Here is a 15,449-nt window from a genome sequence, read left to right as displayed (position 1 = left end):
TAGGAGGAAAAAGCTTTGGCTGGAAGAGAATATCCATTGGAAAGAACCAGAAATATTGGTATTATGGCCCATATCGATGCTGGTAAAACAACATTGACAGAGCGTATCCTCTATTATACTGGTGTAAACTATAAAATCGGTGATACTCATGAAGGTACTGCTACCATGGACTGGATGGAGCAGGAGCAGGAAAGAGGAATCACAATCACTTCAGCTGCTACAACCTGCCACTGGACCCAGCAGGAACACTGCAAGGTAAAGCCGGGTGCTCAGGAACACCGTATCAATATTATTGATACTCCAGGCCACGTTGACTTTACAGTAGAGGTTGAGCGTTCCCTTCGTGTACTGGACGGCGCTGTGGGCGTGTTCTGTGCAAAGGGTGGAGTTGAGCCGCAGTCTGAGAACGTATGGCGTCAGGCGGATACCTACAATGTACCACGTATGGCATTCATCAACAAGATGGATATCATGGGTGCTAACTTCTATGGTGCCGTTGATCAGATCAGAACCAGACTTGGCAAAAACGCAATCTGTCTTCAGCTGCCAATCGGCGCAGAAGATGAATTTAAAGGTATTATTGATCTGTTCGAGATGCAGGCTTACATCTACAATGACGAGAAGGGTGAGGATATTTCCATCGTTGAGATCCCTGAGGATATGCAAGTCGATGCCGAGCTTTACCACACCGAATTAGTAGAGAAAATCTGCGAACTTGATGATGATCTGATGATGCAGTATTTAGAGGGAGAAGAGCCTTCTGTAGAGGAACTGAAGAAAGCACTGAGAAAAGCGACATGCGAATGTACTGCGATTCCGGTATGCTGCGGTACCGCTTACAGAAACAAAGGTGTTCAGAAACTTCTTGATGCAATTGTAGAATTTATGCCTGCTCCAACAGATATCCCGTCCATTAAGGGTGTGGATATGGATGGCAACGAAGTTGAGAGACATTCTTCCGACGACGAGCCATTCTCAGCGCTGGCATTTAAGATTATGACAGACCCATTCGTGGGTAAGTTAGCATTCTTCCGTGTATACTCCGGAAGCATGAACTCCGGTTCTTACGTTCTCAATGCCACCAAAGGCAAAAAAGAGCGTGTTGGACGTATTCTTCAGATGCATGCCAACAAGAGACAGGAGTTAGATAAGGTTTATGCAGGAGATATTGCTGCTGCTGTAGGTTTCAAGACCACAACAACTGGCGATACTATCTGTGACGACCAGCATCCGGTAATCCTGGAATCCATGGAGTTCCCGGAGCCTGTTATCGATATCGCGATCGAGCCGAAGACCAAAGCTGGTCAGGGCAAGATGGGCGAGGCACTTGCAAAGCTTGCAGAAGAAGATCCGACCTTCAGAGCGAAGACAAACCAGGAGACCGGTCAGGTTATTATTTCCGGTATGGGCGAGCTTCATCTGGAGATCATTGTAGACCGTCTGCTGCGTGAGTTCAACGTAGAAGCCAACGTAGGTGCTCCTCAGGTTGCTTACAAGGAGACATTTACAAAGGCTGTTGACGTAGACAGCAAGTATGCGAAGCAGTCCGGCGGACGTGGACAGTACGGACACTGTAAGGTTCACTTTGAGCCGATGGATGCCAACGCAGAAGAACTGTTTAAGTTTGACTCCTCCGTTGTCGGCGGTGCTATTCCGAAGGAATATATCCCGGCAGTCGGTGAAGGTATTGAGGAAGCTTCCAAGTGTGGTATTCTTGGCGGATTCCCTGTACTGGGTGTTCATGCAACCGTATATGACGGTTCCTACCATGAGGTAGACTCCAGTGAAATGGCATTCCACATCGCTGGTTCCATGGCGTTCAAGGATGCGATGCACAAAGCCGGAGCTATCTTACTTGAGCCGATTATGAAGGTTGAAGTAACCATGCCGGAAGACTACATGGGTGATGTTATCGGTGATATCAACTCCCGTCGTGGCCGTATTGAAGGTATGGACGATTTAGGCGGCGGTAAGATTGTTCGCGCATTCGTTCCGCTGGCAGAGATGTTTGGATACTCCACAGATTTACGTTCCAAAACACAGGGACGTGGTAACTACTCTATGTTCTTCGAGAAATACGAGCCAGTTCCAAAATCTGTACAGGAGAAGGTACTTGCTGAGAAGAACGGTAAATAATCCGTCACTCCAAAAAGGGACTTCAGCAGACCAGAAAATCCGGGTACTAAATGGACTCCGAGCGGCCTAAAACCGCCCGGAATCCATCAAATAGGCTTGAAAATAGTGCATAAATAGCATATAATAAAAGACAGCCTAACATAAAAATTAAAGCTCAAAAGAGCACAAATTAAGGAGGACGTTATAAAATGGGCAAAGCTAAATTTGAAAGAAACAAACCACATTGTAACATCGGTACCATTGGCCACGTTGACCATGGTAAAACAACTTTAACAGCTGCTATCACAAAGACTCTTCATGAAAGATTAGGTACCGGTGAGTCCGTAGCTTTCGAGAATATCGATAAGGCTCCGGAAGAGAGAGAGCGTGGTATCACTATTTCTACTTCTCACGTTGAGTATGAGACAGAGAAGAGACATTATGCTCACGTTGACTGCCCAGGCCATGCTGACTATGTAAAGAACATGATCACTGGTGCTGCTCAGATGGACGGTGCTATCCTTGTTGTTGCTGCTACTGATGGTGTTATGGCTCAGACAAGAGAGCACATCCTGCTTTCTCGTCAGGTAGGCGTTCCTTACATCGTAGTATTCATGAACAAGTGCGATATGGTTGACGATGAAGAATTACTTGAATTAGTAGACATGGAAATTCGTGAACTGTTAAATGAGTATGAATTCCCGGGCGATGATACACCAATCATCCAGGGTTCCGCTTTAAAGGCTCTTGAGGATCCGTCCAGCGAGTGGGGCGATAAGGTTCTTGAATTAATGAAGGCTGTTGACGAGTGGGTTCCAGATCCAGTTCGTGAAACAGACAAGCCTTTCTTAATGCCAGTAGAGGACGTTTTCTCCATCACAGGTCGTGGTACTGTTGCTACAGGTAGAGTAGAGCGTGGTACATTACACGTATCTGACGAAGTTGAAATCGTTGGTATCCATGAAGAGACCCGTAAGGTAGTTGTTACAGGTATCGAGATGTTCCGTAAGCTGTTAGACGAGGCTCAGGCTGGTGATAACATCGGTGCATTACTTCGTGGTGTTCAGAGAACTGAAATCGAAAGAGGACAGTGTCTTGTTAAACCAGGTTCTGTAAAGTGCCACAAGAAATTTACAGCTCAGGTTTACGTTTTAACAAAAGATGAAGGTGGACGTCATACTCCTTTCTTCAACAACTACAGACCTCAGTTCTACTTCAGAACAACTGATGTAACTGGCGTATGTGATCTTCCAGAAGGCGTAGAAATGTGTATGCCTGGCGATAACGTAGAGATGACTGTAGAACTGATTCACCCAGTAGCTATGGAGCAGGGTCTTCGTTTCGCTATCCGTGAAGGCGGCAGAACTGTTGGATCAGGAAAAGTTGCTACAATCATTGAGTAATCATGCGTAAGCAATGAGCAGTGCAAATAATGCGCAAGCATTGAGCAGTGCAAAAATAAATGTGAAAGTGCCCAGAGGAGAGCTAGCTCTTCGCTGGGCACTTTTGCATTTATTTTTATAGGGCGAAAGCCCGGAGCTTCTTGTCCGCCGAATTTGCGGACAAGAAGATGCACTGCGGAGTAGCGGGAGGCCAAGGGAGAGCTAGCTCTTCGCTGGGCACTTTTGCATTTATTTTTGTAGGGCGAAAGCCCGGAACAGGAGAAACACTATGAAAATATTCATCAGCGCAGACATCGAAGGCTGCGCCGGACTAAGTTTCACCGATGAGACTCATAAAAATGAGTCTGTTTACCAGAGGTATGCAGAGGAGATGACAAACGAAGTCGTCGCAGTCTGCGAGGCGGCTCATGCCGCCGGAGCGACCGCTATTGTCGTAAAGGATGGCCATGGCGATGCATCTAATATTAATCCTCTCGCGATGCCGGAATATGTAACGCTGATCCGGGGAAAGAGCGGACATCCGTATAACATGATGTTCGGCCTTGACGAAACCTTTGACGGAGTATTTTTTCTTGGGTATCATGCGGCCGCCGGCAATCCGGAGTTTGCCATCAGCCACACCTCCACAGGAAACAGCCAGTACATTCGCCTCAATGGCCGCTATATGAGCGAGTTTATGCTCAATACATACACCGCGTCTTCACTCGGAATACCAGTTCTTTTTCTCTCTGGTGACGAGGCCGTGTGCCGGGATGCCAGAGAACTGGCGCCGCATATTTCGACTGCCGAGATCAAGCGCGGTGTAGGCGGTGCCACCTTCTGCACTCCGCAGAAGCTCGCAATAGAACGTCTCTGTGAAGCTGCCAAAACCGCTGTAGAAAACCGGAGAAAATCATCAATCCCTATAGTGGATTTACCGGAAGAGTTTATTTACGAAGTGACCTACAAGGACTGGAAGAAGGCGTATCAGATGTCTTTTTATCCAGGTATGGAGCAGGTGGACCGTTTTACAAACCGTCTCAAAGCAAAATGCTGGATGGAGGTTATTACTGCCCACAGTTTTGTTGTTTATTAGTCATAATATCCACAAAGCGAGTTTGATTGAGGTGCTCGTGGAGTTCCAGATGGTACCAATATTGTAAGTAAATTTAGAATTCCGTAATAAAAACTTTATTGCAAATGGTATTGCAATTAGGTATCATGGTAGAGTACATAAAGTTAGACATCACGGAGGGAAACAGGAATGGATAGTAAGATGATAAGAAGAGGAGCAGCAGGCATTCTGGCTACAGTGTTGTTGTGCTTTACCGGTGTGTTTGCTTCATTCGCCAGCGTGGACACTGAGACTTCTGAAAACGCTGAGACACAGGGACCCAAGGTGGAATCATCGATCACCTCCTGCCTGATCAATCCGGATAAGAAAAGTGTGACGGTCAAGGTCACCAGCAGCGGAGACATGACCGGTACGGACGGAGTTCTCTATCTGGTGGAACAGAAGCCGTATCAGAAGAATCTGGAAGGACGCCTTGATTACGCGGGGGCCGCTTCATTTGGAACGGAGGTAACGTATCAGTTCCCGTTGAATGAAGGCACTGCGGAGGACCGGTTATACAGCAGATTTGTGGTAGCGGTCTGGGATGGTGCGAAATACATCGAGGTCAGCGACCCGCACTATATCACAAATCCGGAGGCGGTAGCTCCGAACACAGCGGCATTTAACGATCCTTTGACAAAAAAAGGGCTTAATATCGAGCTTAATATGCTGGCAGACGCATTTGATCTGGGTGTCAAACATGTGGGAACGAATATTGCCTTTCATCAGATTTTAGGTCAGGGTATTGACTATGAGTATGACGGTAAGACGTATCATTTCGACAAGCGGGTCATTGAAGATTACGACAGAACCATCAGTGCGCTTTCCGGTAAAGGTATGACGGTTACGGCTATCATCCTGAATGGATGGAATGATGCTACGCCGGATCTGATCTATCCCGGTACGAAGAAGTCTTCAAAAGCATTCTATTATTTATTTAACGCGGCAACAGAAGCCGGTTTTGAGCAGACTAAGGCTATCGCTTCATTCCTTGCAGAGCGTTATAATGGATCGAATCCGGATCATGGAAAGATTTCTAACTGGATCATTGGCAATGAGATTAATAACCAGCAGTGGAATTACACTGGAGCCTGGGATTTAAACAGCTACGTTCAGGCGTATCAGGATGCATTCCGCGTGTTCTATACGGCAATCAAGAGCACCAGTGCAAATGACAGGGTCTATTTCTCACTCGATTATAACTGGAATGCGGAGATCGACAACAAGTTAAAATACGGCGGAAAAAATATTGTGGATACATTTAATTCTATCGCCAACACGCAGGGACAGATGGACTGGGGATTGTCTTACCATCCGTATCCGGCGCCTATGACGGAACCGGAATTCTGGGATGATGCGCAGACCGGATGGATTACCAATGACTTTAACTCCCCTGTCATCAACTTTGCGAATTTAAGTGTTCTTACAGACTACATGGCACAGGCTGCATTCCGTTCACCGACTGGAGATGTCCGCCATATTATCCTTACAGAGGAAGGATTTACGGCGAAGAGCCCGACAAGAGGAGACATTCCTCAGATTCAGGCGGCGGCATTTGCCTATTCCTATTACCTGGTAGATAGTAATCCATATATCGACGCCTATATCTTAAGCCGTCAGGTGGACGCGCCGTTGGAGGTGCGCAGCGGATTGGCATTTGGTCTGTGGGAGTGTGATATGAATCAGGGTGATACCATTGTGGCCACGAAGCGCCGTAAGATCTGGCAGGTGTTCCGTGACATTGATAAGAAGAAGTATACGCTGGAAGCTACGGAATTTGCAAAGCCGATTATCGGTGTCAACAAGTGGTCTGATCTAATTCCGAATTTCAGATGGCGTTCCATGGAGTAGAAGAGACGAAAGTGAATGAATAAGAAGTGGAAGTGCTTCCCGGGAAGACATGTGCTTCCCGGGTTATTTTTATGGAAAGACAGGAGCAGATTATGAAGAATCGATCAGAACAAGAGGAATCAACCCTAAGAAATAGTATACAGGAAAAACAGAATCAACAGAATCGGGAGTTCCATCGGGAAAATCGGCCAAAGGCTGTAAATCAGGCAGAAATATTTTTGCAGGAAGTACGAAGCGATGAGTTGATCGATCGGCTGACAGAAGTATGGAGGCGCTCTGTCAAGAAAACCCATCTTTTTCTGTCTGATCAGGAAATCGGAGAAATAGAGAAGTATGTCCCGGCCGCGCTTCTTGAAGTTCCCACTCTGGTGACAGCTGTAAATACAGAGGGTGAACCCATTGCCTTTATGGGTACAGCGGGAGAGCGTTTGGAGATGCTTTTCCTTGAACCGGAAATGCGTGGATCTGGTTTGGGCAGGCGGCTTCTTACCTATGGTATAGAGGAGCTGGGAGTAAGTGAATTGTGCGTAAATGAGCACAACCCGTTGGCGAAAGGGTTTTATGAGCACATGGGATTTGAATGTTTCAAACGGACGGAGCTGGACGAGCAGGGAAATCCATATCCGCTGTTATACATGCGTTTGACGGCTAAGACGGCAGGTGATTTAGACAATGCGGCTATCGATTGTCTGAAGATTGAGGAGTAAGTTCGATAAAAACATGTAGTTTATAAATAGGCCTTTTGAAAGTCTCATCAAATACATTATAAAATATAGTATGAAAAAGTATAAAAGCAACATGAAGTTCAAATAAAACCGAACATAAAACCTAATGCGCAAACCACATAAAGCCCAACGCGAAACTCCACATACCTCCCCCATAAACTCCAACCTGCCTCAACATAAAAGGACGCCCCCGCCAAATACCTGACAGGAACGTCCTTTATATAATTGTTCTTAAAATCTAAATTTCTCACTGAATACTGAAATTCAACATCTCCCACCACTGACCCCCACCTTAATATTACTGGTAACTCAGCGCCGCATATGCATCCAGCATTCCGCCGCTCACCATTTTCCCGCTTAACTGGTCCATCTTTCGGCTGGAATTCAGCAGAATATTCTTCACGTCGGACAGTGAGATCTCGGGGCGGTAGGAGTAGAGCATGGCGGCGACTCCGGTCACCATAGGGGCGGCCATGGAAGTGCCGCTCATAAAACCGTAATTATTGCCCGGCAATGTGCTGACAATATAGGTTCCGGGGGCTGCGATATCCACGCTGGCGGCTCCGTAGTTGGAGTCACGGCTCAAACTTCCGTCGAATAACAAGTTGGCAACGGAGATTACGTTGTCAAATGGGAATGACGCGGGATAGACCGGGTAAATGTCGGTGTCGTATCCCTTTCCGGCAATGCCCCCGTTGCCGCAGGCCACGATGAACAGCATCTTCGAATTCTGTATGGTCTGGGCCAGCGCCTCGTTATAAGCGGAGGTTCCCATGCTTAAGTTACAGATGGCGGCGCCGTTGGCTTCCGCGTAGCGAATCGCCTGGATGACAGAGTCGGGCGAACCCGTTCCGTCACTGCCGCCTAATGCCTTTAAGGACATAATCTTTACGTAATTGTTGTCAGTGATGCCGGCGATTCCGTAGGAACCGCGGACTGCGGCGATGGTGCCTGCGGCGTGGGTGCCGTGACTGTCTTCTTCGCCGACAAAGATCTGGCTGTTGCCGGAATAGAAGTTCCAGCCGTGAACATCGTCCACGTAACCATTTCCATCATTGTCAATTCCATCACCGGGGATTTCTCCGGGATTCGTCCACATGGCGCCTGAAAATTCCTGATGGTTATAATCGACGCCTGTGTCGATGATGGCTACGACCACGGACCGCTTATTTTCTGACTGGTCATAGAGATCCCAGGCCGGGCGGATATTGATATCGACACCCATTACCGCGTCGGTAACCGTGGACTCGAAGTCACCGGGGCCAAGGCCCGGAAGGCCGAAACCGCCTTTGCCGCCGGAATAGATATTGTCAGCGGCCTGGAACTTTGCTTTTATCTCAACGAGCTGAAATTCCCCGTCATTCTTTAATCCCCATTGATAGGTGGCAAACTGGTCTGCCGGGGATAAATTGACAAGGCCTGGCCCCAATGCGAAGGTCTGCATGGACTGGCCGCTCTGGCTGACGGACAGCATGTCTCCCTGTGTTGTTTTCCAGGAGGCCGTTCTATCACTTCTCAAATCGGATATGGATCCGGAATCGGAAGTGGATGCAAAAGTCCATGGGATCACTGCAGACACAGCGATGGCAAGGGCTAAAGAAAGACTGACTGCGCGCGTTCTTTTCTTCATTCTGATGATTCTCCTTATGCGAGGAACATTTTTCTTTAGTATACCATAATCCCGGAGCAAAGGAGTGGAAAAATATGTGAAAATTCCCTTAATATTTTCTCAGCAGGCTGGGAACTGCAACCTCACCAGACCCGCCAGTGCGGTGGCAAGTGCCTCGTGGCCCTCTTTTGTAAGGTGCATATAATCGATTTTATTGTTTTCTTTTACGACGGTATTGGCGTCGAAATAGTGGCAGCCCATCAACTCTGCGATTTTTCTGTATTCTTCGGCGAGCCCTTCTGACTTTTCCGCACAGCCGCGGCCCATAGTAGCGCCTACCGCTGTGGCCTCGTACTCTTTCTCGATGTTCTTGGGAGCGATCACAAGGATACCCGGCTTCTTATCCCGCCAGCAGTCGGTGGTGGCGATGGCCTTTGCGATGAGACGCTTGAGGCCCAGCGCAATGCAGGCGGCGGATGCGCCGAAGCGTTCCTTGGTATCATTGGTTCCCAGCATGATGATCAGCAAATCTACGGGTTCGTGGCTCATGAGGCATGGGTAAATATAATCCAGCCCGGACAAGCCCTCGTGGATCGGATCGTTAAAACAGGTGGTCCGGCCAGACAGGCCTTCCTCGAGAACGAGATAATCTTCCCCCAGCTTCTGTTCCAGGAGACGCGGCCAGCGCTCATTTTCATCAAAACGGCCGTCGTTCGCAGCACAGTACCCGTGGGTATTGGAATCTCCGTAGCATACAATGTGTTTTTTCATGATGTCCTCCTTCTAAAAAAGAGAGGATGCAGCCTGCAAGCAGGTACATCCTCTCAGACTGATTCTTAAAGTTTTTATAAATCTTTCGTATCCTCGACAGCTTTTCTGATATCGTGGTAAAGCTCTACCAGCTTCGGATCATCCAATGCAACCGGAAGGAATGGAAGTCTCGGATCGCCCATCGGACAGCCGTCCAAGGAGATGATTCCCTTTACTGCACCGTGCATGGACGGGAAGGAGCAGAGACGGTAAATAAGCGGGGTAACCAGATTCTGCACTTCTCTGGCCTTTTCCCATTCGCCGCGGTTAACCAGTTCATCCATTTTTAAGTATAACTCCGGCATGGCACCGTATGTACCGCCAATACCGGCATCAGCGCCCATCAGGCGTCCTGCGATGAACTGCTCGTCCGGTCCGTTGAATACGATGAAATCCTTTCCGCCGGCCAGTTTAAAGCGAAGGATATCCTGTGCCGGGTCAGAGGAGCATTTTACGCCGGCAACGCGCTCGTTTTCCAGCATGCGGCCGAACAGCCCCATGGACAGATTGAATCCGGTCAGCTGCGGGATATTATAAATGAAGAAAGGAAGATCGGCAGCCTCGGTAATTTTTGTCCAGTGCTGGTATACACTTTCCTCGCCCATGTGGTAATATACACAGGGAACCGCGGATGTAGCATCGGCGCCTACAGCCTCCGCATGTTTGGCGAGTTCGGCGGAATGTCTCGTATCAGGACAGCCTACATGGACGATGATATTCATGCGTCCTGCCGCTTCCTTTACAACAGTCTCCGTCACGGCCTTTCTTTCTTCCGTATCCAGAAGGAAGCCTTCGCCTGTACTGCCGCAGACATACATCTGCTTAATACCTTTGTTACAGAAATAGTTTACAACGGCCCTCGTCGCCTCTAAATCAACATCGCCGTTTTTGTCGAACGGAGTGTTGAGCGCAACAGTAACGTTTTTGAATTTGTTGACATCATACTTGGACATAATACATACCTGCCTTTTCAATTATTATAATAATTCAACAGTATCTGTGTGTATCATATCATCATTACTGGCAGAAATCAATAAAAATAAAAACTTTTTTTTATTTAATGTTTGTATTGAAAATATTTTTTATACGTGCTATGATTAAAACAGCTAAAAATCCCAAAAATCAGTAAAAAATACAAGAGGGGGTATCTAATATGGATTATTCAGTACTGGAACGGGTCAGAGGTGGTCTGATCGTATCCTGCCAGGCATTAAAGGAAGAACCGCTGTACAGTTCTTACATTATGTCCAGAATGGCATATGCGGCCAAAGAGGGCGGCGCGGTCGGCATCAGAGCTAACACGGTCGCAGATATTGTGGAAATTAAGAAAACGGTAGATCTTCCGGTAATCGGCATTATTAAGGAAGTTTACGGGGACTGTGACGTATATATCACACCGACCATGAAGGAAGTTGACGCGCTTGTGGAGTGCGGCGTGGATATTATTGCCACGGACTGCACCAATCGCATCAGACCGGATGGAAAGACTCTGGACGAGTTCTTCGCAGAAGTACGCGCGAAATATCCGGATCAGCTTTTTATGGCAGACTGTTCCTGTTATGAAGAAGGTCTTCATGCCGCACAGATCGGACTTGATCTGGTTGGTACAACGATGAACGGCTATACGGATTATACAAAGGGAGCCAGGCTTCCTGATTTTGATTTGATGAAGCATCTCGTTGAGACCTGCGGCAAGCCGGTTATCGCGGAAGGCGGAATCTGGACGCCGGAGCAGTTAAAGGCGGCTCTCGATACCGGTGTGCTGGCGGCAGTTGTAGGTACTGCGATCACGAGACCGAGGGATATCACAAGACATTTTGTGGCTGCGATACAGTAAAGAATAGTTAGGTATGACGGACAAAGAGGCCAGAAAAGTTAGTTTCTTTGTCCTTTTTCTATCAGGAGGAGATTGTTATGAGGATTGCGGCACTGGATATCGGAGGCACCTCCATCAAGTCTGGAATCTGGAACGGACAGGACATTGTGGGGGTGAAGGAGCATGCCACCAATGCCAGGAACGGCGGAAGGTATGTGATGGAGCGGGCTGTGGAGATTCTCCGTCAGTACGATGACTTTGAGGCCATCGGGATCAGCACTGCCGGCCAGGTGAATTCTGCGGAAGGCTATATCCGCTACGCCAATGAAAACATACCCGGTTATACGGGGATGAAGGTGCGGGAGATCATGGAGCGCGAGTTTCGTGTGCCTGCCGCTGTAGAGAATGACGTCAACGCGGCAGCCATCGGGGAAGGCCAGTTTGGAGCGGGAAGAGACTTTCAGGATTTTCTCTGTATCACCTACGGGACCGGAGTCGGCGGCGCCATTGTCATGAATAAGGGAATCTATACGGGAAGTGCCTGCTCGGCGGGAGAGTTCGGCGGTATTATGATCCACCCGGAGGACAGCGTGTACGGGGAACCTTTCTGTGGCTGCTACGAGAAATACGCTTCCACCACGGCGCTGGTGCGGAGGGCCATGGCCTACAACCGGGACCTGGACAATGGAAGAAAGATATTTGCCAGACTGGACGATCCGAAGGTGAGAGACATTGTGAACAGCTGGATCGATGAGATTGTGTACGGGCTGATTTCTGTTATTCATATTTTTAACCCGTCCTGTATCGTCTTAGGGGGTGGTGTCATGGCGCAGCCCTATATTCTGAAAGAGGTGAAGCAGAAGGCTTCTGCGAGAATCATGAGCAGCTTCCGCAATGTGGAACTGCGCCAGGCGGAACTGGGCAACCGTGCCGGGTTGATGGGCGCGGCGTATCTGGCCGGTGCACTCTTAAAAAAGAACGGCCGGACTGAAGTGCAATAAGCAGAACTGAAGTAAGCAAAAGCGAAATTAGCATAATTGTTTCGAAAACAAATGCAATACTACAAAACTGTATACAATATCACGAAGGAATCTTTTGGATATTTGTAAACCGGATAAAAGATACATAAAATAAAAAATGAAAAAAATTTTTTTTCTATCCAATGTTGACAAAATAAATTTTCGGTAATATAATGTGTTTATCAACAACAAGGGCGTGACGGATGAAGGACAAATGATCCATTGCGCCTTTTTATTTTAAAAAAGGAGGAAGTATTGCATGAAATTGAAAAAAATCTTTTCTTTAGGACTGGCTGCGGCGATGACGGCATCTTTGCTGGCAGGCTGTGGATCCGGTAACCCAACGAGTTCCACTACAGCTGCCACCGCGGGGGGACAGGCAGATACGACAGCCGCACCGGCAGAGCCGGCAGCAGCGGGGGAATCGGGTGTTCTCTACAGCAACGGCGGCCCTACTGAGTTCTTCGAGACACCGTGGCTCAATCCTGGTACATACACATATAACAAAACCCTGTACGCACATCTGATCTTTGCCGATGAGAACCTGGCGCCGGTAACCGGTGAAGGCGATCTGGCTAAATCTTACGAGATGTCCGACGATGGAATGACACTGACCTTTGAGTTAAGAGATAATATTTTCTGGCACGACGGCGAAGCGATTACAGCAGACGATATTCAGTGGAGTATCGAGTATGCGCTTAAGACAACGGTGTTAAACTCCGTATTCCGTTCCACATTTGAAGCATTAAAGGGTGCGGCTGCCTATGAGGACGGCAGCGCCGAGCACATCGAAGGAATTGCCGTGGACGGCAGCAAGATTACACTGACCTTTGAGAAAGTCGCACCGGATGCACTGCTGACATTTACGCAGTTTGCTCCTCTGCCTAAGAAGTATTTGGCGGATACAGATCCGATCTCCTTACAGCAGGCCAAGTATTTCCAGAGCCCGATCGGTTCCGGCCCATTCATGGTAGATGAAGTTCAGATGAATAACTACACCACATTGAAGCCGTTTGACAAGTACTACGGCGGAACCGCGAACTTCACTATTCACCTAAATCCGAGTGCAGGCGACAGCGATGCGAACTTCGTAACGAATGCGAAGGCAGGCAAGCTGGATTACGCTTACACCAAGAACATTGCCGATGTCAAGGCGCTGGAGGGAACACCTGGACTTACCATCGACACTGTAAACGTGCGTTATACCCGTCTTCTGTATTTAAACAAGTTTGACAAAAAGGATGGAAAGAAGGCGCCTCTGGCAGACGAGAAAGTACGCCAGGCCATCGCTTATGCACTTGACATGAAATCCATCTTAGACGGCGTTTTCGAGGGAGCAGCACTTCCTGCAAACAGCCTGACACCAGATGGAGCGGACAAGGCAGACGGACTGAACAATTACGACTACAATCCGGAAAAAGCAAAAGAACTGTTAAAGGAAGCAAACTGGGATCCGAATACAGAGCTTGATGTTGTTTATTACTATACGGATCAGATGACACAGGATCTTATGGCTATCATTCAGCAGTACCTTGCAGAAGTAGGTATTAAGATGAACGCAAGACTGGTAGAAGGCGATCTGGCAACCATTCTCTGGAAAGCTCCGGAAGATCCGGTCAACGGACCGAGCGCAGTAGACTGGGATATGTGCTACGCAGCCAATGCAGCGTTATCCTTACATGAGTACTATGACAGATATCAGACCGGTTATTCCATCAACTCTCATACACCGAGCGATCCGAAGTTAGACGAACTCATCGCAGCCACCAACGCTTCCGTAGATGCAGAGGTACAGAGAAAGGCATTCTTCGAATTACAGAAGTACGAGAATGAGACATTATTTGAGCTTCCGCTTTACTATCAGCCAATCTTCCTGCTTCAGAGCGACAAGATTGTAAAGGGTGCAAAGCTTGGCAACCCGCAGTTTAACTATAACTGGGATATTCAGAACTGGGAAATCAAGTAACACTTAGGAGGTGCTGTTAAGGGATTGTATATCATGTACAGTCCCTTAACTTTTAAGAAAGGTGATAAAATGGCAAAATACACAATTAAAAAAATTCTTGGTATGATTCCCATGCTGTTGATCATTACGTTTATCATTTACTGGCTTCTGGATTTGACACCAGGCGATCCCGTTTCGTACCTGATGGACCCGGAGGCGCTTGCGAGGCTGACCGCCGAGCAGGTAGCGGCGCTGCGCGCACAGTATGGACTTGATGATCCTTTTTTTGTCCGCTATTTTAAATGGCTGGGCCGCCTGCTGACCGGAGACTTTGGCTACAGTTCTTCCAGCGGTGTGCCTGTAATCCAGATTATGGCGGAACGGCTTCCGGCCACTCTTGAACTGGCCGTGGCGGCACTCTGCATCTCCACCGTATTAGGAAGTGTTCTCGGTGTTCTCGGCGCAATCTACAAGGGAACCATCGGCGACAACGTTCTGACCGTAGCCGGTATGATCGGCGTATCCATCCCTCAGTTCTTCTTCGGTGTCTGTGCAATCTTAATCTTCGCATTAAATTTAGGATGGCTGCCGGTTGGCGGCCGGACGGATCCGACCGTGGTCAATTTTGCAGGGCGAATCAAGTACCTCGTCATGCCGGCTCTCGTTCTGGGAATCTCCATGACGGCAGGTGTCATGCGTTACGCCCGAAGCAGCATGCTGGATACCATGAACAAGGACTACATAAAGACGGCCCGCAGCAAAGGGCTCTCTGAATTTAGAGTGAATTTAGTACACGGCTTCCGTGTATCGCTGACGCCTGTTATCGTCCTGGTGGGCTTCCGCCTTCCGACCCTGATCGCAGGTTCCGTAGTTATCGAGACCGTATTCCAGTGGCCTGGAATCGGAAGTGCATTCAATACGGCGGTTCGTTCGCAGAACTACAATCTGGTCATGATGCTGGCGCTGTTATTCGTCTTCATGACACTGTTTGCCAGTACTCTGGTCGACATCCTGACTGCCGCGTTAGACCCGCGTATTAAGCTGGAACGATAGGAGGGACGGA

Annotated in this window: 12 protein-coding genes; 9 read left to right on the top strand and 3 right to left on the bottom strand. The window is 48.2% G+C overall.

Annotated features, from left to right (window positions below):
• The first annotated feature begins 15 nt into the window (after positions 1 to 15).
• From fusA to H8S75_RS06260, 5 genes are all read left to right on the top strand, one after another.
• Entirely contained in the window at positions 16 to 2,136 is a 2,121-nt protein-coding gene (gene fusA, locus H8S75_RS06280; RefSeq protein WP_187020098.1) for an elongation factor G, read from the top strand.
• Between the two features lie 188 nt (positions 2,137 to 2,324).
• A complete protein-coding gene (tuf, locus tag H8S75_RS06275) occupies positions 2,325 to 3,518 on the top strand; it encodes an elongation factor Tu (RefSeq protein ID WP_002604729.1) in 1,194 nt (397 codons plus the stop codon).
• A gap of 268 nt (positions 3,519 to 3,786) precedes the next feature.
• Positions 3,787 to 4,593 (top strand): M55 family metallopeptidase, encoded by an 807-nt coding sequence (locus H8S75_RS06270; protein ID WP_187020096.1) that lies wholly within the window; start codon positions 3,787 to 3,789, stop codon positions 4,591 to 4,593.
• Positions 4,594 to 4,761: 168 nt separating this feature from the next.
• Positions 4,762 to 6,462, top strand: a complete 1,701-nt coding sequence (locus tag H8S75_RS06265) for a DUF5722 domain-containing protein (protein ID WP_187020094.1) — start codon at positions 4,762 to 4,764, stop codon at positions 6,460 to 6,462.
• Positions 6,463 to 6,554: 92 nt separating this feature from the next.
• Positions 6,555 to 7,169 (top strand): GNAT family N-acetyltransferase, encoded by a 615-nt coding sequence (locus H8S75_RS06260; RefSeq protein ID WP_187020093.1) that lies wholly within the window; start codon positions 6,555 to 6,557, stop codon positions 7,167 to 7,169.
• A 316-nt stretch (positions 7,170 to 7,485) separates the two neighbouring features.
• Here H8S75_RS06260 and H8S75_RS06255 read toward each other — a convergent pair whose 3' ends face one another.
• From H8S75_RS06255 to H8S75_RS06245, 3 genes are all read right to left on the bottom strand, one after another.
• Complete coding sequence (locus tag H8S75_RS06255; protein WP_187020091.1) at positions 7,486 to 8,817, bottom strand: S8 family peptidase; 1,332 nt, start codon at positions 8,815 to 8,817, stop codon at positions 7,486 to 7,488.
• 99 nt (positions 8,818 to 8,916) lie between these two features.
• Entirely contained in the window at positions 8,917 to 9,567 is a 651-nt protein-coding gene (locus tag H8S75_RS06250; RefSeq protein WP_187020090.1) for an SGNH/GDSL hydrolase family protein, read from the bottom strand.
• Positions 9,568 to 9,641: 74 nt separating this feature from the next.
• Positions 9,642 to 10,559, bottom strand: coding sequence for a dihydrodipicolinate synthase family protein (locus H8S75_RS06245; RefSeq protein ID WP_187020088.1), 918 nt, complete (start codon positions 10,557 to 10,559; stop codon positions 9,642 to 9,644).
• A gap of 200 nt (positions 10,560 to 10,759) precedes the next feature.
• Between H8S75_RS06245 and H8S75_RS06240 the strand changes: the two genes are divergently transcribed.
• The 4 genes from H8S75_RS06240 (at position 10,760) to H8S75_RS06225 (ending at position 15,439) form a co-directional block, all read left to right on the top strand.
• Positions 10,760 to 11,443, top strand: a complete 684-nt coding sequence (locus H8S75_RS06240) for an N-acetylmannosamine-6-phosphate 2-epimerase (RefSeq protein ID WP_156833463.1) — start codon at positions 10,760 to 10,762, stop codon at positions 11,441 to 11,443.
• A gap of 77 nt (positions 11,444 to 11,520) precedes the next feature.
• Positions 11,521 to 12,423, top strand: a complete 903-nt coding sequence (locus H8S75_RS06235; RefSeq protein WP_187020086.1) for an ROK family protein — start codon at positions 11,521 to 11,523, stop codon at positions 12,421 to 12,423.
• 277 nt (positions 12,424 to 12,700) lie between these two features.
• Positions 12,701 to 14,407: an ABC transporter substrate-binding protein gene (locus H8S75_RS06230; protein WP_187020085.1), complete on the top strand. Its 1,707-nt coding sequence runs from the start codon at positions 12,701 to 12,703 to the stop codon at positions 14,405 to 14,407.
• Between the two features lie 69 nt (positions 14,408 to 14,476).
• Positions 14,477 to 15,439: an ABC transporter permease gene (locus tag H8S75_RS06225; RefSeq protein ID WP_025530777.1), complete on the top strand. Its 963-nt coding sequence runs from the start codon at positions 14,477 to 14,479 to the stop codon at positions 15,437 to 15,439.
• Positions 15,440 to 15,449 lie beyond the last annotated feature (10 nt).

The organism is Hungatella hominis, from assembly GCF_014288005.1.
Classification (GTDB): Bacteria; Bacillota; Clostridia; order Lachnospirales; family Lachnospiraceae; genus Hungatella; species Hungatella effluvii.
The sequence above is the reverse complement of the archived record's forward strand: the minus strand, read 5'-3'. Positions and strand labels throughout refer to the sequence as shown.